The 24587-nt window shown below is 44.1% G+C and carries 12 protein-coding genes and 1 pseudogene; 12 read left to right on the top strand and 1 reads right to left on the bottom strand.

Annotated elements, in window-relative coordinates; genetic code table 11:
* The first annotated feature begins 363 nt into the window (after window positions 1–363).
* From BLV62_RS08065 to BLV62_RS08030, 9 genes are all read left to right on the top strand, one after another.
* Complete coding sequence (locus tag BLV62_RS08065) at window positions 364–2805, top strand: hypothetical protein (protein ID WP_139170020.1); 2442 nt, start codon at window positions 364–366, stop codon at window positions 2803–2805.
* 3 nt (window positions 2806–2808) lie between these two features.
* Window positions 2809–3906 carry a DUF928 domain-containing protein gene (locus BLV62_RS08060; RefSeq protein ID WP_139170018.1) on the top strand — a complete coding sequence of 366 codons (1098 nt, stop codon included), beginning with the start codon at window positions 2809–2811 and terminating at the stop codon, window positions 3904–3906.
* Window positions 3903–4430 (top strand): hypothetical protein, encoded by a 528-nt coding sequence (locus BLV62_RS08055; protein WP_089760447.1) that lies wholly within the window; start codon window positions 3903–3905, stop codon window positions 4428–4430. The genes BLV62_RS08060 and BLV62_RS08055 overlap by 4 nt, the downstream gene beginning before the upstream one ends.
* Window positions 4427–11167, top strand: a complete 6741-nt coding sequence (locus BLV62_RS08050; RefSeq protein ID WP_089760444.1) for a hypothetical protein — start codon at window positions 4427–4429, stop codon at window positions 11165–11167. The genes BLV62_RS08055 and BLV62_RS08050 overlap by 4 nt, the downstream gene beginning before the upstream one ends.
* A gap of 10 nt (window positions 11168–11177) precedes the next feature.
* Entirely contained in the window at window positions 11178–11984 is an 807-nt protein-coding gene (locus BLV62_RS08045; protein ID WP_089760442.1) for a hypothetical protein, read from the top strand.
* A 5-nt stretch (window positions 11985–11989) separates the two neighbouring features.
* On the top strand, window positions 11990–20224 hold the full coding sequence (locus BLV62_RS08040; RefSeq protein ID WP_089760440.1) for an RHS repeat-associated core domain-containing protein: 8235 nt from the start codon (window positions 11990–11992) through the stop codon (window positions 20222–20224).
* Window positions 20225–20231: 7 nt separating this feature from the next.
* Entirely contained in the window at window positions 20232–20702 is a 471-nt protein-coding gene (locus BLV62_RS28075; RefSeq protein WP_139170016.1) for a hypothetical protein, read from the top strand.
* A gap of 359 nt (window positions 20703–21061) precedes the next feature.
* Window positions 21062–22003: an RHS repeat-associated core domain-containing protein gene (locus tag BLV62_RS08035; protein ID WP_089760438.1), complete on the top strand. Its 942-nt coding sequence runs from the start codon at window positions 21062–21064 to the stop codon at window positions 22001–22003.
* A gap of 8 nt (window positions 22004–22011) precedes the next feature.
* On the top strand, window positions 22012–22287 hold the full coding sequence (locus BLV62_RS08030) for a hypothetical protein (protein WP_139170015.1): 276 nt from the start codon (window positions 22012–22014) through the stop codon (window positions 22285–22287).
* An 86-nt stretch (window positions 22288–22373) separates the two neighbouring features.
* Here BLV62_RS08030 and BLV62_RS08025 read toward each other — a convergent pair whose 3' ends face one another.
* Window positions 22374–22742: a helix-turn-helix domain-containing protein gene (locus BLV62_RS08025; protein WP_089760434.1), complete on the bottom strand. Its 369-nt coding sequence runs from the start codon at window positions 22740–22742 to the stop codon at window positions 22374–22376.
* Between BLV62_RS08025 and BLV62_RS08020 the strand changes: the two genes are divergently transcribed.
* From BLV62_RS08020 to BLV62_RS08015, 3 genes and pseudogenes are all read left to right on the top strand, one after another.
* Window positions 22643–23242 (top strand): tyrosine-type recombinase/integrase, encoded by a 600-nt coding sequence (locus BLV62_RS08020; RefSeq protein ID WP_089760432.1) that lies wholly within the window; start codon window positions 22643–22645, stop codon window positions 23240–23242. The genes BLV62_RS08025 and BLV62_RS08020 overlap by 100 nt on opposite strands.
* An 81-nt stretch (window positions 23243–23323) precedes the next feature.
* A complete protein-coding gene (locus tag BLV62_RS28280) occupies window positions 23324–23500 on the top strand; it encodes a hypothetical protein (RefSeq protein WP_168927772.1) in 177 nt (58 codons plus the stop codon).
* Between the two features lie 31 nt (window positions 23501–23531).
* Window positions 23532–23981: pseudogene (locus tag BLV62_RS08015) on the top strand (tyrosine-type recombinase/integrase); the annotation flags it as partial.
* Window positions 23982–24587: the final 606 nt, after the last annotated feature.

Here is a 24587-nt window from a genome sequence, read left to right as displayed (position 1 = left end):
CCAAAACTCTCAGTTGTATCTTTTTATCAAATTTTACGATAATAAAAATTGTTATCCCAAAAAAGAAATTACATGCATATGTTTTTGATTTTCCAAAAAGTCTAATTATTTTAGTGCCGTAAATAATTGTTGAGAATTATTTTGTTAATCCGTGCCGCCCTGATAATACCTATGACTGTATAACAGGTGGAACGTAGTAAAAATTAATTCATGTAGCCTGTTTTATACTGTCCCGACTTAACCAATTGTTTTCCAGTGTAAAACTCAAGTGATGTTGCTGTAACCATGTTATTATGAGTCATTCATAACATTGGTTATGGGATTATTGCGCCTGTGTTTTAGTGTTCAAATAAGTTGATCCTTATGCCTAGAAGATTAATCGTCGTTGCGCTAACGACGTTGTTCCCTATTGCCTTATTCAGCCAGCAACGAATAAAGCAACCCGATTATAATAGCCTGTTACAGGTTAATCCCGCGTTACAAAAAGCACTGATTGATTCTTTAAACACAAGAAATCATGTTGCCGCTGTAAACCTTCATAGCGTTGCCCCTACGGTATTGAACGATACTGTAAAAAAGCTTTTCTATCAGCATGTTTCTGCTGTATATGGTAAGAAACAATTGCAACAGGTCAATGAGAATTATCAACTTTTTAAACAAGGTAATAAACTATCCGGCTATCTCACCGAACGGCTAAGAGGATTCTATGCATTGAAAAATGAGGCATCTGCGCTTACTCTTATGAAGGCTTCCGCCTATGATAATCATTTTAAAGGGCTATCAGCTACCGCCCGGTACGACAATAGTCCCGGCGCTATGTTGAAATCTTCATTCGGCGTACATTTCGAGGATCAGCTGGTGATCGGAAATATTCCTGTTAACATCGTTTACGATAACTTATCCGGAACTACTCCAAATTTAAACGACCTGGCAAGCCAGCATCTGAAAAAGATCTCTTTTGATAAAGACGCCTATTTAAAAAGATTAAACGGCTATGTAAGCAAGAGTTATGATCTCAACAAATATTTTCTACAGGACATTAATCTGGGGTCTGCCGTTAAATCTTTTGCCAGCAAGCAATTGCAGGATTTGCAGGAGGAGATGAGCGCTGTGGTAAAAGATCCCTTGCAGGCCGGTACGTTAAAAAACCTGGTAAGCCCCGATGAGCTGATCTGGTTAGACAGCAGCCAGATCAAACAGCTTTTGATCAGCAACAGCGCGCTGCAACTTTCAGCCTCCGATCTTGAGAGAAAAGTAACCGATAGCATCAATGGCCATGAGGCCACGGTATTGGCGGCGCAACAATATATAAGCAGGGTTTTGGCCCTCAAACGAAGTGTAGTTCAGGGTTTGCAGGCTAAAGAGATGTTGGTTGCGCAACAAAATACGACTAATAAGATTAGCCAGCAGTTAAGCGATCCTGCAATGCAGCAACGAAACATCAAGGAATTACTTCCCCTTAATTTTCTTCAGAAAGTATTACTGCAAGCCAAGCATCTTAATATAGGAAATATTGCTGCCGGTGGCAGCAAAGGAGGAGCAAACAACCTGTTTATGTCGGGCGCCGAAGGAGCTTTCCTGAATAAAGACAAATTTTTGATGCTGGGTCTGGGTAGCACCCGGATGGGAGGCGATATTAAAGATCAGCAATTCACTTCTTCGCTGGATCCTGGGGCATACAAAATACAGTTCCTCCAAACCGGGGTTGGTGATATTAATGAATCCCATAGCCATGTTGCCCTGGTGAATGCCAGGACGCAGAACAAACAATTCCGGCAGTTTGATGCCGCTTCTCTGAAGCGCAATATTTTTGTGGGAGCTTTCTCGGAACAGATCAGCCTGGGCGAGTATGGCAACATTACAGCCGATATTTCAAAATCAAATACAGAGTTTAATAATGCTGCCGTAGGAAACAGTTATGCCCTTTCCTCTAAAACCGCGGCGTTTGGCCTGTTCAATGATTTCTGGGAAACATTTTCTGCCGGTTTGGATTATGCCGGGGAAATAAAAGAAGCAGGGATTACCCAGCGTGTTTACTTCAGTTATTCAGGAATGGCCTATAACAACCCGGCTTCCACTGGCGGTACCCGGGGAACAGTGAGGTATGGTTTGAACGTAAGACGAACCTGGAATAAACGCAGGTTTATGGTTGGCGTCAGAACCGACAGGCAGGATACAAAAACATCTGCCTCCGCAAATAGTGGCTGGCATAACCGGCAGTATGCCATAGACAGCAGATGGAAATTAAAGAAGAATCTTTCGTTAACCGCAAGGGTAGGACAATCAGTAATGAAACGTGCAGATGAAACAGGTAAATATACCGCGTTCCTCAACAGGCAAGTCAACGTTGGCTCTCAGCTTAGCGGAAAATTATTCGACCTTCTTCAGACGAATAACCTGGGATTAGGATTTCAGCAAATGCATATTGCTGATGCAAAGAGTTTGCTGCTGAATATAAATATGAACCATAGCATTGTAGTCAACACAAATATTCTCACCCTTAGCCTGTTCTATAATAAAGATGTGAAAGATCAGGCGGTATATGGCAATCTTTTTACTGCCGAAACAGCTTGGAGTTATCCGCTTACCAGGAATATCAGTGGCAGCAGCGGTATTAACTACCTTGATAACGCCAACGTGGTCAGACAGACAGGTGTCCGCCAAAGCATCAATGTTACGCTATTGCAACGTTTGCAGGCAAACTGGTATATAGATATACGGAAGCAGCTCCTGAATACTCCGCAGAATTACCTGTTTGGCAATTTCAACACACAACTCTCTCTAAATTATCAGCTTAACAGATAGGATATGAATTGTTTAAAATATTGTTTGCTATTTGTGTTACTGTTTGTCAGCACATCACTTACAGCCCAGGTGTCTTTTATTTTCTTACCGGAAGTTCAGGGCAGGACCTTGGATGGCCTTTTCCAACTCCGGGTAAATGTTCCTCCAACCGAGGCAGGGAGGGCCAAACTCCAGATCACTGTTACTGCATCGTCAGGGAGAGTTGTGACAATCACTACTCCGGGGTTTGATCTGCATGCCGGAGTGAATGCCCTGCCTCCGGGTTTGCTGAATGGGGCTGCCGTTAATTTCGGTACCTCAAAAGTGGCTACTTTATGCCGCCAGTCCGGTTACTTTCCGGAAGACGATTATGAGTATTGTTTCGAATTAGTGGGAGAGGGTAGTCACGCCGGTGAGACAGTTGGTACACAGTGCTTTGATTATCATCTCCAACCATTTTCTCCTTTGATCCTTACCAGTCCGATGGACCAGGATCTGATCTGTGATAAACGTCCGACATTATACTGGCAGCCATTACTGCCTTCCATACCAGGCATGCAGTATAGGTTGTTCCTGACAGAATTGAAACCCGGGCAGGCGAGAGCGGAAGCCCTGCGCTACAATTTTCCCATTATCAACCAGCAATTCATCAGCATGCCGATGTTATTCTATCCTTCCACAGCAAGGGAATTGGAAGAAGGGCATCAGTATGTCTGGCAGGTAACGGCATACAGGAACGAAATGGTGCTTGCAAATTCTGAAATGTGGGCATTTGAAGTAAAATGTAATGACACCATACCTAAGATAACACCCGACGGTTACCGGAATATCGACGATCTAGTGAAAGGTAACTTCTACCTGGCTAAGGGACGGTTGCTGTTCTCATTAAATAATACCTATGGCCCCGCTACCCTGGAATATACTATTACCTGTACCAGCAAACCTGAAATGAAGATCAGGAAACTGCCGGAGGTAAAGTTAAAAACGGGTAATAACCACATCGATATCGATTTGAATGATAACAAGGCATTTGTAGACGGGTATTATTACCAGCTCTCGGTTAAACTGCCGGATGGCGATAAAAAGCAATTAAGGTTCTTGTTTAAAAGCGATCCCGAATGAGAAAAGTGATGAAAAATACAATGTTGCTGGCAATTGTTTTCTTCTGCGCCTGCAAAAACAATAGGAAAGCGAAGCTGGTTGAGGTGATGAAACAACCCTATTCCGGCCTGGTACAACAAAAACAGGTTGGCGCTACTATCGTAAATGTTACCTACTTGCCGCTTTGCTGGGAGCAGGTTAATAATAAAAACGCTGAAAGGAATGATGACGAAATATGTTTTAAAGTAAACGTTCATCATTTAAACGAGGCTGATCTGAAAAAACAGTCGGCCAGTTACGGAGTAGATACTTTGTTTCAATTGGTACTGAACAGGGATACGCTTGCGCCAATAGGGGCTGAACGTATTGCGAACGGTGCGCAACACGATATTGAATACCTGGTGATCTTTGAACGAAGGTCCTGGGCGCCCGTTCAGCAAACCACTTTTATTTTCAAAGACTGGCTGTTTACATCAACCCGTTTGTTATTTCCATTGGATAAAAAATTCCTCCAAAAATCTGACTCTTTAAGTTGTGGGCTATGATCATAAAAAGTATTAAAGTAAAGAAGACCCTGGCCATTTTCTTTTTGTCTGTGCTGACTGTAGAGACCCTGTTACCGCTTCGTTCCTGGGCGTTGACCTCCGGGCCTTCACAACCGGAAAACAAACAGTTTGAAGCCTATAGCACCAATAATATGGTAGACCTCTTCAGCGGAAGTTTTAAATACAATATACCCATCATGGATGTAGATGGGTACCCGTTGAACCTGAACTATGCGTCAGGGGTCGGCATTGATGATGAAGCCAGTTGGGTGGGTCTCGGATGGAATTTGAATGTGGGGGCGATCAACAGGCAGTTACGGGGGGTGCCGGATGATTTTGCCGGCGACCCGGTTGAAACGAAATACGAAACAGCGCCAAGGTATACATATGGTGGTAAACTTACCGGAAACTTCGAACTGAAAGGAATTGATATCCCCAAATTAAAGGGTAGCCTGAGCCTGGGTGTTTTTAGTGACAGTTATACAGGGATTGGCGCTGAGTTAGGGGCTAATGCCGGGTTATCAGTGTCTTTGGTCAACGGCGGTATGCTTACCGGTTCGCTGAAGGGCGGGATTAATTCAAATACCAGCAATGGAGTGACCCTGACAGGAGGTTTGTCGTTGGATCTCCTGGCAGTACATAATGCAGTAAATGCGGGAGCATCGGCAGATCTCAGTTATAATACAAGAGGAGGATTCCAGGAGTTGACTTTAGGTACATCTTTTGGGCTTCAGAAATTGACTACAGAATTAGGAGCAACGTATGTTTATAATACGCCCCCTTTCTACCCGAGGATTGGATTCGGTTACAAAAACACGAGCCAGAGCTATTCAATTTCTGTTGGTGGCGCCGTTGCGATTTATTTTATGGGCGGCGCGCTCACCGGATATTTCACAAAACAGGCCCCTCTTTATAATAATAACTTCAACCTCGCTTACGGATACTTGTATGCCGACCGGGGGACGAACGATAAATCCGCATTAATGGATTTTATGAGGGAGAAGGATAATCCAATTATTCCTAATCTTCCGAATTTAGGAGTGCCGGTAAGCACGCCGGATCTTTTTTCATATACCAACCAGACCGGAAGTGGACAATTCAGGTTACAGAGGAATGGCAGCGGTGTGGTATTCGATCCGAATGCGGAAGATAAATCAGATTATTTCTCACTGGGCGCCGACTATGGCATAGGTACTATCTTCCATGGAGGTGTTCATATTTACGACCAGTCCATGTCTTCCGTTACCGGCAAATGGAAGAACGGAAACAATTTCCTCTCGTTGGCCGACTATAAATCGGACCCGGACAGACCCGAGGAGCAGCCGGCCTATTTCAAAATGATGGGAGAACAGACGGCAGAAGATGCGTCTTACGTTAACAGCATCCAGGGCGAAAAACTGGTAACGGTGAACCTGGATGAAAGGAATTCGCGGGCGTCGTTTCATGACAAATCCGGAAATATATATGCGCCGGGCGTTCCACTCAAGAAAAGCGGCCGCCAGGTCAGGAATACGACTGTCAGCTACCTGACAGGCCGTGAGGCGCTAATCATGAACTTCATGAAGCCAACCTTTAAATATGCGTTGAACGATTCTGCCCAGATCGCTGCACCATCATGCGGGCCTACGCCACAGGGACTTGCATATTCGCAGGACGGCCTGAGAAAGTACCATCATATCAGCGAAATCACTGTAACGGAGCCGGATGGCAAAAGAGCGGTTTATGGAATTCCTGTTTACAACGTTTTACAGGAAGAACATACATTTTCCGCAAATCCTGCCAACGTGCCGGGGGCAAAAAGCAAAAAATTGCTCGCGTTTACGACAAATGCCGCAGGAACGGAAATAGATCACAATTATGGCAAAAATAAATTCTACCAGCGTCAAAAACAGGCGCCATATGCCACTACCTATTTATTGACCCAGTTATTAAGTCCAGACTATGTTGATGTGAAAGGCGACGGTATAACCGACGATGATCTTGGTACTGCCGTTAAGTTCAATTACACAAAATTGAACGGTACTTTCGGCTGGCGTACCCCGATCAATAAAGATTCCGCGTTCTTTAACCGCGGTTTAAATGCGGACGAGGATGATGATAAAGGACTTTTAACTTACGGAAGAAAAGAGCTGTGGTACCTGAATTCTATCGAAACAAAAACAAAGATCGCGTACTTCATCTTAGGCGATAGGAACGATGCGCTGGGGGTAACAGGTATTAAGGGAAATATCGACAACTCCATAAAGCAGAAGCGCCTTATAGAGATAAGGCTTTATTCCAAAAGCGATTTGTCGAAACCCATCAAGACCGCACATTTCAATTATACCTATGATCTCTGTAAAGGGAACCTGCCGAACAGCCTGAATAACGAAGGGAAATTGACATTGAAGTCGGTGTATTTCACTTATGGCAGTTCAACTAAGGGACAACATCACCGTTATACATTCGACTATGCAACAGGTGCAGGATATGATACGCAGGTTACGGACCGCTGGGGTGTTTACAAGCCTTCGAATACCGGCGATTTTGCCGCACTGAAAAATGATGAATATCCTTATGCTGTACAGGATACAGCGGTAGCTAACCGGAATGCCCGTATGTGGAACCTTACCAGGATTTCGCTTCCTACAGGCGGTTCCATTAATGTTGACTATGAAGCGGGAGACTATGCCTATGTACAGGATCGCAAGGCGATGCAGATGTACAAGGTGCAGGGACTGGTAAACGGAAGTGGCGTTGCTACCTCCAGTTTGCTGGATGCGAAAGGAATTAAAATTAAAGCCCCGGGCCCATTAAGAGGTGCAAATAGCGCCCAGGTACTCAAAAATTTCGTGGATGATTACCTGAATGGAAGGAATGATTTCTACGTTAAAATGAACGTTAACGTAACTGATATGGTAGACAACCAGTCGTCTGACGACCGGTTTGATTATATCTCCTGCTACGCGGAGATCACCAGCGTTAAAGACGAGGGCGGAGGCATTTATAGTATTATGTTCAAGGATGTATCTGAAGGAGGCGTTTCGGCTAACCCATTGATCATGGCTGCATGGCAGAAGATGCGGTTGGAGTATCCAAAATATGCTTACCCCGGGTATGAAGATAGGATCAAAGATGAATCTGGTATTGAAAGGGCGTTGAATGCATTGGTGCATGCAATTGGAAACCTTGCTGAAATAAGGAAGAATTTTAATGAACGGGCGCGGGATCGGAGGTTTGCAACAGCTGTAAACCTGGGAAAATCATATGCCCGTTTGGTAAAAGCTGATGGAATAAAGTTGGGAGGGCCGGTAAGGGTCAAGAGGGTCAGGATGACGGATGAATGGAACGTATTGAGCGGAGGATCGGCGTCTTCTGCACAATATGGGCAGGAGTATGAGTACCGGACAACTGAAGGCGATAAAATTATCAGCAGCGGGGTAGCCTCTTATGAGCCTAATATTGGAGGTGATGAGAATCCAATGCGTATGCCTGTTCCTTACAGCCAGGAGTCGAGAGGTACGCTTACAAACTATTTTTACCTGGAAGAGCCTTTTGGAGAAATGCTGTTCCCTGCACCTCAGATCGGATACAGCAAAGTGATCGTCAGGGATATTGACGCTTCAGGAAAGGCAGATCCAGCCAAATCAACCGGCTGGATACAGGAAGAATTTTATACAGCGAAGGATTTCCCGGTGATCGTTGAATCGCAGGCCCGACCAGACGTCAGACAGAAGGGGCCTGCGGGCTGGGCCAATTTCAGGGGAGGTAACCAGGTATATGAGCTGGCGATGTCGCAAGGCTATGCGATCTGGCTGAATGATATGCATGGAAAGCCTAAAGCGCAAAGAATATTCAACCAAAGTGGGAATGAAATATCCTCTACGGTTACTTATTATAAGACTGAGGCGATCGATGCCGGGAAATTCAAACTCAATAATAAAGTTGCCACTATTGATGAAACCGGGACTATCAGACCTGCGGAGGTTATAGGCCGTGAAATTGAGATGGTAACAGATATGAGAGAACAGGAGAGCAGAACTGATGGCACTACTATCCAGATAGGGGTGGATGTTATTCCGTTCCCGTTCATAGGTACATTACCGATCCCTCACTGGCCGAGAAGGGAGAATAATGATTACAGGTTATTCAGATCTGCCAGCGTATTAAAAACCATTCAGCAGGTTGGTATTGTTGATAAGGTGGTGAAGATGATTAACGGTTCCTCCGTAACGGCCGCCAATTTAATTTTCGACAGAATTACCGGGCAACCTGTTGTTACCAGTACAACCAATGAGTTTAATGACCCGGTTTACGCGGTTAATATGCCGGCATGGTGGAAGTACCCGAGAATGTCGGGAGCCTATAAAAATATAGGCGCTACTGTAAGCCTGGAAACTGATGCCAACGGGGTGGTAACGAAAAATGCCAGCCTGATGACAGCAGGAGACGAGTTGTATGCTTTAAATACAACCGACGGACGATTATGGGTAATTAATACGCCAACATCAACCGATCCGGTTGTTCGTACCCGGGTAATTGATGTTATGGGGCAGGTTGCAAAGAACTATTCGGGAGAAGTAAAGGTTTTGAGATCAGGGTACCGGAACCAGTTGGGGGCCTCAGTGGCATCTATAGTGACACTTAAAAATCCCGTTGCGGGAAATAAGCTGGCGGTTTTGTCGGCCGGTGATCTGACTTCTTATAAAGTTATAGACGCTTCGGCGGTGCTATATGAAGAGGAGTGGGCTCCAAGGATCTGTAGTCTTTGCCCTCCGGGTTCTGTCTATAATCCTGCTATCAACAGGTGTGAAACGTTTCCTGTCTTTAATGCCAATGATTCTTTGCGGATCGTTAATGCGCCCGAAGATTCATTATACAGTATGTTTGGCGCGAAAATAAAAAAATCTGACGCGTCGGAGGTGATCAAGAAAAATGATTTATGGGGAGGAACGGATTGTACCGCCGGAAACGCTTCATATATTTCGAAAGGCGGAAATAGTTATGCGTCAAATACAAGCAGCCATGCAAGGATTCCAAGAGGCGGAATTCAATCAGTCAGGCGAAGTGACCCATATTTTACGTGCGGCAGGTTAAACCGTACCGGAATTTGTCTCAAGAACACAGGAACCGCTTATCTCGGTACCTGGATGGGCATAGAATACTGCTTTAATATAACTGAAAGTAAATCCTATTCATTGGGCTGGGGCGCTGACGATTTGGCAAGGATTTACATCGATGATGTAGCGATAGTGAATACACCCGAATTGGGAGAAGATGCCAGTGCGATATACTATAAGTACTGGAACATAATACCTGTAAGTTTAACTGTAGGTAAGCACAGGTTGAGAATGGAGTATTATAACAGACCTTCCCAATATAATAGCCCGGATAAAAATAAAGCCGCCATAGGAGTGGAGATTTATGGCGTGTCATCCGACTTTATAGCAAATAGTTCTTCCTCAAACCTGACAGACTTTCAACGGGTTTTTACAACTTCGGCTTTGCCAGACGAAAATCTGCCAAATAACGACGATAAGGTCACTAATACCTACATTCTGAACCAGAATGGTACCAGAAGGATTGCCAAGTATAGTTGTGGAAATGGAGGCGTCGTTAATGTCTGCAATCTGGCGGCTCCTTGTGAAAGTATAGCGCCTAACGATGTGAGAAATCCTTATGTGATCGGTGCTCTTGGCAATTGGCGGGTAGCAGAAGAAAAAGTGTACGAAGTAAACCGGGTAGATCAACAGATTTTCCAGAACAAAGGAAAAGGACTGAATTTGAAAAATAGTGGTTATCTGGCAGGCTTTAAGTCATATTGGTATTACGATGCAGCCGGAGTTAAGTGGGCCAGCGTTGCGGGAGGCGATAAATGGGTAACCAAGCGGTCGGCCACTTTATTCGATAGATATGGGCAGGAGTTGGAAAATAAAAATGCCCTGAACATCTATAGTAGCGCACTCTATTCCTTTAGAGGCGCACTACCTTCTGCCGTTGCCGGAAATGCAATGAACAGGGAAATTTTTTATGACGGATTCGAGGATTATAAATATCAAACAGCTTGTAATGTTACTCCTGAAGCCTGTATTTCAGACAGCTTCGACATTGCGACAGCCTTCAAAGCAAGTCTTCCTGGCGCATTGAACTCGGATGACTCCCATTCTGGAAAATATTCGTTGAAAGTAAATACGAGTATAGAACTGAAAACATTGGCGCATGATCAGAAGCATCAACCGGGCGACGGTGTTTATCTGTCGAAAGACGCTTTAGGACAATATAACAGGAAACCTATCAAAGGTTTATATCCACAAGGCTTTGCTCCGCAAACCAACCGCACCTATATATTTTCTGCCTGGGTAAAAGATGGTACAAGCGGTAAAACGCTTCCGAACTTTGATCTTAAGGTTAACAACGTTACACAGACCTTTACTTTCAAGGCAATTGTTGAAGGATGGAAGCAAATAGAAGCAGTAGTCAACATTGCTTCTATTCCTAACGCCGCAAACGGACTCAAATTCGTTATTTCAGGAAATGCGTTAGTCGACGACCTCAGGATATTTCCATTTGATGCGACGATGAAGTCTTATGCCTACGATGAAAGCACCCTGCGTTTAATGGCAGAAATGGATGAAAACAATTTTGCCACTTTCTATGAATATGATGAAGAAGGTACCTTAATACGGGTGAAAAAAGAAACAGACAGGGGAATCATGACATTAAAGGAAAGTCGCTCTGTCTTCAAAAAAACCTATTAAATCTCTGACTATGAAAAAAATTACCTGGTCATATAAGCTGGTAATTACCATAATATTATTGATTGGCGTTGTAATTACGTTTGCTGCAGCACCAAAATGGATCAAGTTTGCAGCCAGGCCTGCTGATGAAGATGCAGCCTTACCCCCGGAAGAGAAGATCACCTACACTCCCGGGCAGAAGGCGAAATTTAAAGAACTGATGGCTATTTACTCGCATATTGATTCGTGTAAAGAGATTTTTATGGCTGGAAAGATGACGTGCATCGATCCTTCAGACAGTTCACAGAACCTGAATACAACCTTCAAATATTGCAGGAAGTTTGATGAACTGTATTACCAGACAGACGAATCCGAAATGGTTGCATTAAAAGATATGTACCTGGCTATAAGCAATAATGCCAGGAAGATTTTGGTCAACCAACCCAAAACAATTGTTTCACCTTTCCTGGTACCGGCCGATAGCCTGATTGCCTTATTTCAGAACGATAGCTATAAGATGGAATATGACGACAATGATAATGGAACATCTATCCGTTTTCTTTGTCCTGAGCATGTCTACTGCAAGGAATACAACTTTGAAGTAAAGAATAACAGGCTGTCCGCTTTTTCCATGAGGTTGACCGACCTGAATGATCCGCTAAATACAGCAAAGGATAAAATGATAAAAGTGACAATTGATCAATGGGAGGAGAAGAAGCTTCCTGTAAACCTGCTTAAGGCGCAAACTTATGTGAACCTGCAAGGTAACCGCATTCAGCCTTCCGCCGCCTATGCCGGATATGAACTGATCAATTACCTAAATGTTAACGCCAATTGATACCTATGACTATGGCATTGTTTAAGAACCTTGGAAAAGTAACCAAAATACTGTTGTTGCTGATCTGTACCTGTTTGTCTGGCATGTATACTTTTGCAGCGACCGAGCCTTATATGCAAAAGCTCGAAGGGAAGCTGAAGAAGGGAGATAGTTTGTTCATCAAAGATGAAAAATTTGAAAATTCATCTTATAACTGGAACCAGATACGAAATAACAGCGTATTGAATACAATTTATTTCAGCATCAATACCCAAAAAGCCTTAAGCGTGAACAAGCCGTTCAGGTGCAAGGCAGACTTAAAGATCGAGTATTGGAGCCAGCCAGACCAGCAGTTACCCATCACCCTGGAACACGTTAACCTGGAGGTGAATTATGATACGGCCTTTGGAGCAAATTTCCAGCAAATAGCCCAATACGATTTTAACAACGCCTATAAAGTAAAAGTTACGATCAATGATATCAGTAGCCAGGAGTTGGAAGAGCTGCCCGACATATTTGTGCTGCAAGCGGGTATTATTGTAAACAGGGATTATTTGCCTGCCGGAGATCAAACCATAGTTCCTTTTGTATCATTTGTTGAAGATGAAGGCCCTAAACCCAGTGGCGGTTTCGTTTCATTGGCAGCCATTACGCCAACCGCCAATGCGGTTACGGTAACATGGACCACTGCCGGTAGCCAGAAGGTGGACCTGGAATGGACATTTGTTGATGAAGAATCTGCCAACGGGGCGATTCTGAACCAGTCAGGCGCCGGTACCTCTGCAACGGTCCTGGCAAAGATGTTCAGGAACAATGCTACCAGGGTTAGTTTATCGCAAAATACCTACACGATTACACTGGTCCATAACCAAAAGTACCTGTTGCTCCGTATGCGGACGGTTGACGAAAGTGGAGACACGAGGGTGGAAGGCCCCTGGAGTTACAAGATCAACCAGGGAGGAACGGAAGTTCCCGGAGTGGTGATATTGCCCAATACCTGGCATCAGCCGGGACTAAACTGGCAATATAACGCTACGTATGCGGAAGAAGGTAAAAAGAAGGAAATAGTGAATTATTTCGACGGAACCTTGCGTAACAGGCAAATGGTAACAGTTAATAATACAGAGCAGGTGGCGGTGGTACAGGAAAATATCTATGACCAGTTTGGCCGGCCTGTAGCCAGTATTTTACCTGCGCCAACAGACAACAACCTTTTGACTTTCTATCCAAAGTTTAATATTAATACAGCCAACCAGGCATATAATTACAGCAATGTTTTCAAAGGCACTACAGGAGCTTGCATAGGCGTCCCTGACTCTCTAAAGAACACGTCAGGAGCAGCCAGGTATTATTCGGGAAGAAACCCGTTTATCAATACCGCCAGTTATAATAAATACATTCCGGACGCAGAAGGTTACCCTTTGGCAGTTACTTCCTATACACCTGATAATACAGGGCGCGTAGCGGTTGCCGGAGGCGTGGGACTTGCTTTTCAACCTACTGCTTCGCCTACAGGTAATCATACTACCCGTAACTATTATGGTAAACCGGAACAATGGGAACTCGACAGGCTGTTTGGAAATGATGTGGGATTTGCTGATCACTATCTGAAAAATATGGTGATAGACCCCAATGGGCAGATCAGTATCTCTTACCAGAACAGCGCCGGTAAAACAATTGCTACCGCTTTGGCAGGTGGAAGTGCGGATACTTCCCTCTTGCCATTGGAATCCAGGCCAGCCGCCATTAAAAAGAACATTGTTTTGCTGCAGCCGGATAGATTTGTATTCGATTCACAGGCATTGAAGTTGACAGCTACCACTACCTACCTGGCTTCGGTTCCCGACGCTTCGGCTTCTTTTGTATTCAGTGTGCAACAATTGGTTAAAAAGTATTCACAGGGTAGCGTGACTATTTGCAGCAACTGCTACTACAATGTGACTGTCAGTGTAAAGGATGATTGCAATAATACCATCCTGGACCTCAAAGGACTAAGCAGGGGAAGCGCATTGGCCAATTGTAACGTTAGCGGGAATTTCGATTCAACATTCAATATAAAGCTGGAGAAAGTCGGTGAGTATTATTTCACATTTGAAATGGCATTGAACCGGGACGTTATCAATGCTTACACCGAAGATTTTGTAAAAAATAATACCAACCTTAGAACTGAATTCCAGTTTATCCTGGATCAGTTGAAAAAGGAGAACTTTAGCGGTTGTTTTTCTGAATGCCGGACCTGTGTGGAAGCGCTTGGGGAGAAGGTTGATTTTATGCGGAGCATAAAAATACGTTTCATAAAAAATGGCGTAGATACCGTAGCCAACCTGGCGGCTATCAATCTTTGGGCTGGGGCGCTTTATGACTCGTTGTACAGCAACTGCCAGGCGGTTCGTTCTTCCTGCCTATCGCCATGCGATGAGCTCAGAAATGAGATGCTGCAGGATGTAAGCCCGGGAGGCCAGTATGCGCTGTTCGATTCAACCGGTCAGCCGTTGGAAACTGATATAAATGTGATTTACCAGAATTGGCGTACTGCATTCCCGGTAAAAAGTTCGTCGGACCCCGATTATAAAGCAAATATCATAACGCGGGAGGATGGCAGTATTACCTCTCCTTACGATTCTAACTTCACATTGCAACAGTTAATCCGGTACTGGAAGTCGGAGTGGGCGGAGAAATTCCTTAATAATCATCCCGAAATTTGTGCATTAAACTTCTGTATCGACAATAGTGCGTCGAAGATCTGGGATAAGAAGGTAGGAGAGATATATACTAACGCGGCAGATATTCCTAAGATTCAATCCGGGTTGGCTTATAGTACTACCAACGCGTTGTGGTTGTTTGCGGCAGATCCTTTTTTCGCAACAGGAGGAAAGGGAGCAGCATATGCAGATGCCTTTAAAACGGACCTGTCTAATTTCTCTAAAAACATAATGGGGGTTAATGACTCAAGATACAACGTCAAGAACCTGAGTCAGTATATCGACTATCAGTTATATTGCAATGATTCGTCGGGAACCACAAATACTGGCAGCAAAGCTGATTTTCTAACCCGTTGGAATAGTTGTACGCCTGATGCAAATTGCAGGGTGCCGGACTTGCAGTGGCAAATGTATGCCGGCTATTACCTGGAACTGAAGCAGAAGTACTATCAGTTGGTAATGAACGAAAGTACCACGTATTGTAAGGGAAAGTGTATAGTAGGAGGAATCAGGTCCGCTTCTGGCACAATAACCTACCCGACACCGTCGCCAGGAAATTACCTGGTTTGCTCTGATTTTGTCGGTTCCAACGGATATCCTTTTGAATTGACCGTTGATCCTTATGATCTTAACTATAATATTGTTCATTTAAGATATATAGGTACTGCTCCCTTGGCGCCGGGATTGCGAATTGTTGGTAAGGTGGAAGGAATGCAATCGAGAGGCGAAACGACTATTCGGACATTCTATTATTATCCCGGTACCGAACGTCTTGATATCTATTTCCCAGAAGAATACCGCTCATTTGAAATACTAAGTTTGGAGTGTGAAGGGACACCAGATATAGGACCAAACTGTTCACCAAATTATAAAAACAAGGTAAGCAGGATAGGATCTATCAACTATTCCGAAACATTACCCGTCGATTCAAACTACTACCTGCTTCCTGGTAAAGACTCCATTAATAAACAATTCAGGACATCCTGTGATGTATATATTGACCAGATCGTTAATAAGCTGACCTGCGCCACTGCTACACAAAAAGCAACAATACGGACTAAACTGGCCGAGATATGTATGCTGGGATCGGACGAGTACCATATGCTTGGCTCAAGCTCCACACTGGGCGGCAAAAAGAACAGTGACGGCGACAGTTCGTTCCAACAGGTACTGAAACGTTATCTGACTACTTTTACACAGGATTGCAATCCATGGCTCACCGATGCGCCAACTGCGGCGAACGTGGAGCAGCAATTGATGACCAAACAGATCATCCGGACATCCCCTGATATCTGCAAGCGGTTGAGCGACCTGAAAACAGAACAGCAGGCCAACGCTCCAACATCTACCTTCTTCAATTACCTGGTTAGTAAGTACGGTAGTGCTATGAAGCTTAGCTCAGCAGAGCTGGACGCCTTAATGAAGGGTTGCAATAACTGTAAATACCTGGTAGACAGGGAAGTAACACTGCCTGTATTTTTAGACGGGAAAGCAAAGGGATGCATTACCGCTGCCGAATTCTGGGCGGCCCGTGCCAACCTGAAGACGGATCTGAATAATACGCTCGACAGCACCAAGGCAAACTACGAAGCAGTATATACAAATTACCTGAACCAGCGATGGGGCTTTACATTAGGCTTTACCGATTATGATAACTATCGCAGGTTATTGCAGTCAACGCCCGGCGCTTTATTATGCAATAGTCCTGTTTATTCTGTTGAAAAAACAGACCCTTATACTTGCATGTATAACCTGATAGATGGCGCTGTTCAGGGAGGCAGACGCCTGTATCTTCAATATATCGACTCAGTTAAAACTGACTTCAGGAAACAATATGTAAATATCTGCAGTGGAGCTAAAAATAAGGTTACATTAAATACCTCCCAGCAGATCTATCATTATACTTTATACTATTACGACCAGGCAGGCAACCTTTTAAGAACAGTACCGCCGGAAGGAGTAGATATTATTGAAGATCAGGCCTTGCTGGACCAGGTGGATCAGGCCAGAAGGGCAGTTTACACCAACTGTTCCTATAATGGGCCATTGGTCAATACTAATGTAGATACGACATTAAACAAGTTAGGTACTGCCCTGACAGGCACGAACCAGTCCATTGAATTCTGGGTATACAATCCCGACGGCGGGGCGATGCAGGTAGCTGCCAATGCCGGCAACAAAGCCTATCTGAATGTTTGTATGGACGGTACTTATTTGCATGCAGATATCTACAAACTTAATCCGGTAAATCCCGGTGGGGTGGATATTACCGCCTCAAACCAGGTAGATGTTAATATTAGCGCAGTAGCGCCGTTGGATGTCTGGACACATATTGTGCTACAGGGACCAGACCTGGATAGCAGCGGAGCAATCAGTGTATATGTCAATGGAGTGGCTTGCCCGGTTGTATCCAATGCCCCTGCTCTCGGATGCGGATGGGAAATAACATCTGCCGCCACGGGCAATGCGTCCTACACCCAGAACCTTGCGTACCTGAAGCAGATCCGCATGTATAAACGCTTAATGACTGCCGCTGAAATAGCCGCTAATGCAAAAGAAAACTGTATGGGACTTGCGGCAGCTTATGCAACAGGGTTGTTAAGAGATACGCTCACCTGGGGAAGGATGAATGTACCATTGGCAGGTTCGCCAACTACGTTGCCTGATGGAGGAACAGTAGAAGTACAGACTACCTCTATTTATCCAAAACACAGGCTAACAACAGATTATGCTTATAACTCGTTGGGCGCTGTTGTACAGCAGTCATCTCCTGATGCCAATAGCAGCTATTTCTGGTACGATCAGCTCGGCCGGTTGTTTGCCAGCCGGAATGCAAACCAGATGTTAGGCAGCAATGTGTTCAGCTATACAAAATATGATGGCCAGGGAAGAATAGTCGAAGTAGGAGAGAAAGCGAATGCGCTTAATATTTCTGTTCCGCACTTTGTGCCTGCCGACTCTGTACAATTATTTGTGGCCAGCGGCACTAACAGCCAGATCACAAAAACGGTATATGATGCACCGGTGTTATCACCGGCCTCCTATCCGCAGGAGAACCTGCGGAAACGGGTAGCAGCCAGCATTTTCCAGCAGGTTGCAGGAACTGATGAACAGGCAACTTATTACAGTTATGATTTATTGGGTAACGTTAAAACCTTATGGCAGAAACTCTACGGATGGGCGGATACCGACATGAAGCGCCTGGATTATAAGTATGATTTAGTTGGAGGAAAGGTAGATGCCTTGCGTTATCAGTTTGGAAAGCCGGACCAGTTCTTTTACAATTATGAATATGACGCAGAAAACAGGATAGTCGCTGCTCTTAGCGGGGTAACCCATAATGGCGATAACTGGACGGTACCTCCGAGAGGAGCAACTAACCAGGGCACCAAGGATGCGTACTATATTTACTATAAGCATGGTCCGCTTGCCCGCACAGAAATAGGAAGAAACGCTGTGCAAGGTATCGATTACGCCTATACCTTGCAAGGCTGGCTGAAGGCTGTCAATGGAACCGGTTTAACTCCGGCCAACGATATGGGGCAAGATGCGATGAGCGGCGGTGCCAGAAGCACCTTCGCTAAAGACCAGGCGGCCTTCTCGCTTGATTATTATACCGGCGATTTTAAGCCAATTGGCGGAACTACCGCAACGGCGTTGGGATTGAAGTATGTAAATAATGTAGCCGACGTAACTGGACAGAACCTGTACAATGGTAATACCAGCAGAACTACCATGGCAATGACCCAGTTTAACAGCGGCAACCCGGTAGGGTACAGCTATCGTTATGACCAGTTAAACAGGCTGGTAAGAATGTACCAGCACAAGCCGGCGGCGGGTGCAAGCAGTTGGGACGCAACTTCCCGGACAGAGGATTACCGGGAAGAGATCAGGTACGATGCAAACGGCAATATCCTCGCATACGAAAGAAAAGGGATAGCCAGTACAAACATCAGGATGGATGAATTGAAATACATTTATCCGAGAGATGCAAACGGTAACTTAACTGCCAATACATTGCGGCATATCACCGACAATGTACCAGACAACAACTACTCCGTTGATATTGATAACATGCCGGTTGATAACTATCAATACGATAAAATCGGTAATTTAATCAAAGACACTAAAGCTAATATTTCAAATATTGGTTGGACAGTATATGGAAAGATTAAAAATATTAACTTTACTGATGGAAGTTCTTTGTTATATAAGTACGACGCTGCCGGCAACCGCATTTATAAGGAATATACCAAATCCGGGCAAGCGGCAGTTAAAACCTGGTATGTAAGGGATCCGCAAGGCAATACACTTGGAGTTTATGGAAATAATAGTGGCGCCCAGGTTTTCTGGAAGGAACAACACCTTTATGGAAGCAGTCGTTTGGGGATGTGGTTACCTGAAATGCAGGTGAGCGGTACTCCCGGTGATGCAAAAGTGCTCTGGAATCAAAGTAACCGTACCCGTTATGAGCTTACCAACCATTTAGGCAACGTTTTGGCAGCTATATCCGACCAGCCGGCTACAGTGTATAACATGACAGATTATACACCTTTTGGTATGATGCAGGTTGGCAGGAGTTGGAATGCAGGGGGCGGGTATAGGTTCGGATTTAATGGTAAGGAGAATGATAATGAGGTGAAGGGAGTGGGGAACCAGCAGGATTATGGGATGCGGGTGTATGATCCGAGGGTAGGGAAGTTCCTAAGCGTAGATCCATTAACGAAATCGTATCCTGAATTAACACCATACCAGTTCGCAAGTAATACACCAATACAAGGCATTGATTTAGATGGTGAGGAAGTTAAGGTTGTTACCTCTTTTTATGCTAAGTCAAATACTCCTGTACTATATCAGGTATCAAATGTATTTTGGATTCCAACTAAGGCTGTAATCGAAATCCATAAATATCGGACAACTGATGCACAAGGAAATGTTGCTTATCGAGCCCTTCCTCCATCTCCTATTATTAAACAGGAAATTGCAGCCACTGGTCATTTACCTGGGAAGTTTGACTATAGTGATGGAGTAGCAGGATTACAACAGGTTTTGAGCCTTTATGGACCTGATATGGCTAGAATTGTAGAAAAAATGTACGTGTCAGAGACGACATCTGCGAACCCGAAAAAATATGGACACGGAGTTTTTACGTCAGCACAATATCGTGCTACAGGTACAGGAGGAATGGAGGCATTGAAAGGGCATGAAGACGAGCCTCCTTATTATGGTTGGGCAGGTAAAGACCTTTATAAGCGACATCCTGAGTATACACCTTTAGGACTTAATCCCTTGTTTGAGGGGCCTGGCATGAGTGGACATGGCGGCAATAAACAGGTTACAAATGCTCCTAAACCTTTTATTATTTTCCCATCAGTTGAAGGAGCAATGATGTATAAGGTTGAATATATCCAACGATATAATGGTAATTGGGCACGTTGGGGGGCACTTTCAGCACCCGAACAGGAGAATTATAGAAGAACAATTGAGAAGAATAGTTCCAAAGTTGTTGATTCATTAATGAAGGCGCTTGAAGATAAAGTGAGTGTTAAGACTAAATAAATCTCTAATGAATAAATGTTATTTTTTATTTTTTTGCTTTGGTGTTTGGGCATGTAATCAGGCACCTAAAGGAAAAGAAGCGCTTGTTACAGGTGATAGTATAATCGTTGCGTCTAACCAGACGGACACCGTTACCAGAAGGTCAGATGTCACAGAAAAACAATCAAGTGTTATGGATTGTGATGAGGTATTAAATCGAATGTTTCAGACAAGTAACTACCGCCCGGATACTAACTTGCACCTGTCTGATTATAGAATACACGTTAGTGAACCAGGCGACTCGGCATTAGGTATTCGGATTTATCATACTCACGGCAACGATAGTACATTAATGGGGATATTAAACTTTGATCTGGAAACTGGAAAATTAATGGATTTATCTCCATCCTTGGATAGTGCAGTAGAGTTGAGATACGATTCAAGCTGGCTTAAAATTATAAGGAAGCATTGTGGCAATTTACCGCCTGGGCTTTACTAATAATAATTGTTGAAGAAAATTATCATGGGGCTTGCATCATAATGTGAGCCCCAATTTTATTTATAAGTATAAAAGGATGGGATTAAGCGGTAGAATATAGGTTTAGACGTTACCCCCTCGATTAAGCGACAGAATAATGATTAAGCGATAGTAACCCATCCTTTTATCCTGTAGTCGGTTGTTTTGTTTTACCCCGCGTGTTATTATTTTTTTTCTTTCAAATGAAAAAAACAACTGAATACCAGGTATGATTAATTATTTTTTTTCAACTGAAAAATCAGATGAAAGAAAAAATAATATATTTATGAAAGTTCTTTGATGGTGCTGTAAGTCGGGCAGGGGAAGGTTCGAGGGTATAGCTGAATGGGTTTAATGGGAAGGAGAATGATAATGAAGTGAAGGGGGAGGGGAATCAGATCGACTACGGAATGCGTGCCTACGATCCACGAATAGGAAAGTTCCTAAGCGTTGATCCACTAATGAAGTCTTACCCTGAATTAACGCCATATCAATATGCTAATAATACTCCAATACAGGCAATAGACTTAGATGGAGAAGAGAATAAATATTATCTCATCTCATTTAACGAGAAAACAGGAAAGAGTCAGGTTACTTTGACTAAGGAAGAATGGACTCTCTTTGGTGAGCATCCTTATTGGAATTATAAGGGGAATGAGTATTATTTTGGAGATGAAGCTCCCGGATGGATGAAGAGATTAGGTGTTGGATCTGTTACGGCTAATGCTATGGAGCAGTTTAGTGGTAAAACAGAGGCCGAATTAGATCAGTCTTTGGGAAGTAAACAAACTACGGCACAAGTTGCAATGCAGAGAGAAGCAGAGCACGAAAAGGAGATCGTTAGTTTATTTCAAGATGGCTTTACTGTTGCTTGGGCGGTTCGTAGGGCTAATACCCCAACAACTTCTGTTAATAAGCAAATTACTGCTGCTCAAGGTGGCAATAAAGCAGCAACAAAGACAGGAGCAAAAGCTTCTGAGGATAAATGGGCTAATTTTGATTTTGAAGAGTATCAGACTGTTTATCATAAGGGAAATTTAAGTGGAGGGAAAGTATCAACTACGCGTTTGTTGTCTACAGGAACAGATCGTGCAGCAGTAAATTCAATTAGAGAAGGTACTTTATATGAGTTTAAGATACCTAAAAATGTGTATAATGACTGGACAAGAAGAGGATTAGCGAGTACTTGGCAAGATTACGATTATGTTACTGGAGTAAGAAATGAAGAGATACGATTTGACCCGAAGGTAGCAGATGATTTAAATAAATACATGATAAAATAAAGATGATTATGCTTAATTTTTGTTGTTCTCAGCTAAGTACTTGGTTCTCTGCTGCTGGGAAAAAAGGTTTTTCAGCAGTGCCTAAGAAGTATGAGGATAATAGTTATACTGTATTTTTACAAGGACGTAATCAAGATATCGAATTGAAAGAGGGGCGGTTAACCGTTTTGCAACAAGCAATAAGTTATTGTCCATTTTGCGGATCGGAGTTAAATACTGTAATGAATCAAAATATAGACAAGATAGAATATTATGCAGTTCAGAATAAAGATTTGGTTTTGTAAAAATGAATTTAGTTAAATCAAGGATTAAGAATTACTTGATCCTTGATTTTTTAAGTGCGAGCAACCTAATGGCTGCTATCACTTAATTATTGAATAGCTTTGAACTTTACATTATTGATCATAGCATCAAGAGCATAGAGGATACATTTTTTATCCTGGTCAGGGAATTTAGAAATATCATTCAACCGTTTAAGCATAGAGGGATCTTTTAAAAGTTCCCGATCTTCTGACTCGCCCAATAAATATCCAACGGTTGTCTCCAGGACATCAGCAAGTTTTTTTATGACGTCGATAGTCGGCTTCACTTCATCGCGTTCATACTTACCGATAATAGAGTGATGAGAGGTTATTTGTCTTGCCAACTCTGCCTGGGAGAAGCCTTTGGCTTCTCTGGCCGCTCTTAATTTTTTGCGAAACTGTTCGGCGCAGTGAGGCCGTGTGGCTACGTTTACCAGATGTTCAGTTCAGGCACCGGTTATTGTATGTAAGATCAGGGAAAGGCACCAGGCGCCGCGTGATCCCGTTAACAGGCAAGGTAGCGGATAGTTTGGAGCAGTATGTATTACAGGAGCGAGGCACGGCCAGATATACCGGTACAGCGTTTAAGCTTAACAGTAAGTGTAGGGCTATGCGGGGAGATAGTTATGTAGCCCTGCTTAAATCCTTACTGCGCAAAGCGGGTATGCGTAAGCATATCAGCCCTCATTACCTGCGGCATAGTATAGCTACGCATCTTTTGCAAAGCGGTATGAGCATGGAGTATGTACGTGACTTTTTAGGTCATAAATGCCTTGAATCCACCGCGGCCCGGATCCTATCAATTACAAGTTTTATGACACTATATGAGTATCTTGAAGGCCGCTACACACCCGCTACGGCGGAAAGTTATCATCGTGAAATATCTATCTTTTTAAGTAGCTATACAGCCGCGCCTATGGCAGTTATGCGGATCTGATTAGTTACCTAGGTGTTTTACGGGAGCGTTATAATAATGCTGCTACGTTAAACCGCATCCTGTGCAGTATTAAGGTGTACTATGATTATTTATGTTGTATCGGCAGCCGCAATGATCATCCTGCGCGTTCTATCCTGTTGCGTGATCAGCGTAGCCGTGACGTTCAGTTACAGGATCTTTTTACGGGGGAAGAGCTGGAAAGGTTATTGGATCGTAAAGAGCGTTATCAGGTGTTATATTACCGTAACCGGGTATTAATGGGGCTATTGGTCTATAGGGATTAAAGCCGCAGGAAATGGCCGCAATAAGCGTTACAGATATTAATCTGGAAGCGGGTAGCATCTACATAAAATCTACTCCGACTACCAACAGCCGTACTTTATCGTTAAAACCGGGTCAGATCCTGTTGTTATACACCTGGCTGCGGGAGATACGCCCGCGGTTATTAAAGGGAGCTGATAGTGATGTGCTGCTGATCGGCCACAGATCAAAGCCTATGAGCGCTGATGATATAGTAAAGCACGTAATCAGGAGTTATAAAAATACTTATCCTGAACGATCCGTAACGGCGCAGGCTATACGTGGCAGCGTAATAGCTAACTTACTGGCTCATGGCCATGATATAAGTGTGGTTCAGCAGTTCGCGGGCCATAAATATCCATCGAGTACGGAGCGGTATAAACAAAGCGGGGTTGAAACGCTGAAAGCTGCGATAGAACAGTATCATCCGATGCGGTAATCGCGGTTGTTACTGATATGCAATGCTGCTTTTAATCATTGTAAAGACTTTATGTTAGAGGAAAAGCGGTCTCACTGCGGGCTAGGTCGGCAAAAAGACGCGCCAGTCCTACGATTGCCCTTCCGCTGCGCTACAGGGCTGCGCTACGTCCTGTCACGCTTTTTGCGCTCCCTTCGCCCTTTGTTCGTCCAGCTCCCGGTCTGGCTGTGGGCTGTTTTAAATCGAGGTCGTTTTAATGCCCGCCGTCCCACCTGGCCTTCCATTTTTGATTTGCTGTCCGCTGGCGCTCCCGGCGAGATAGAGGACGAAGGCGCGGCCTGCTGCAGCTCGCCCTCGCTGGGCCCTTCCGCTGCGCTACAGGGCCTGCGCTCTGGCTGCCGCCGCAGCGGCCAGGTGGGAAATGGCGGTGGGGACGGCAGTGAGGCTGCTGATAAACGGTTATTGCAATAGTGTATGCGTTAGGGTTATCGCCTCTAATCGTGGGATGGTGGGGAGAATACGACTGCGCGAACACCAGCGTCAGTACCTTGATCAACTGTTGTACTCTCTTGCTTCCGTCCTGGCAGACAGATGATGTGATCAGCGACAGAATATAGGCTGGACGGT

Origin of the sequence: Chitinophaga terrae (ex Kim and Jung 2007) (assembly GCF_900107795.1) — a bacterium.
GTDB lineage: Bacteria > Bacteroidota > Bacteroidia > Chitinophagales > Chitinophagaceae > Chitinophaga > Chitinophaga terrae.
Note: the sequence above shows the minus strand (reverse complement) of the source record. Positions and strands in the feature narration are given on the sequence as shown.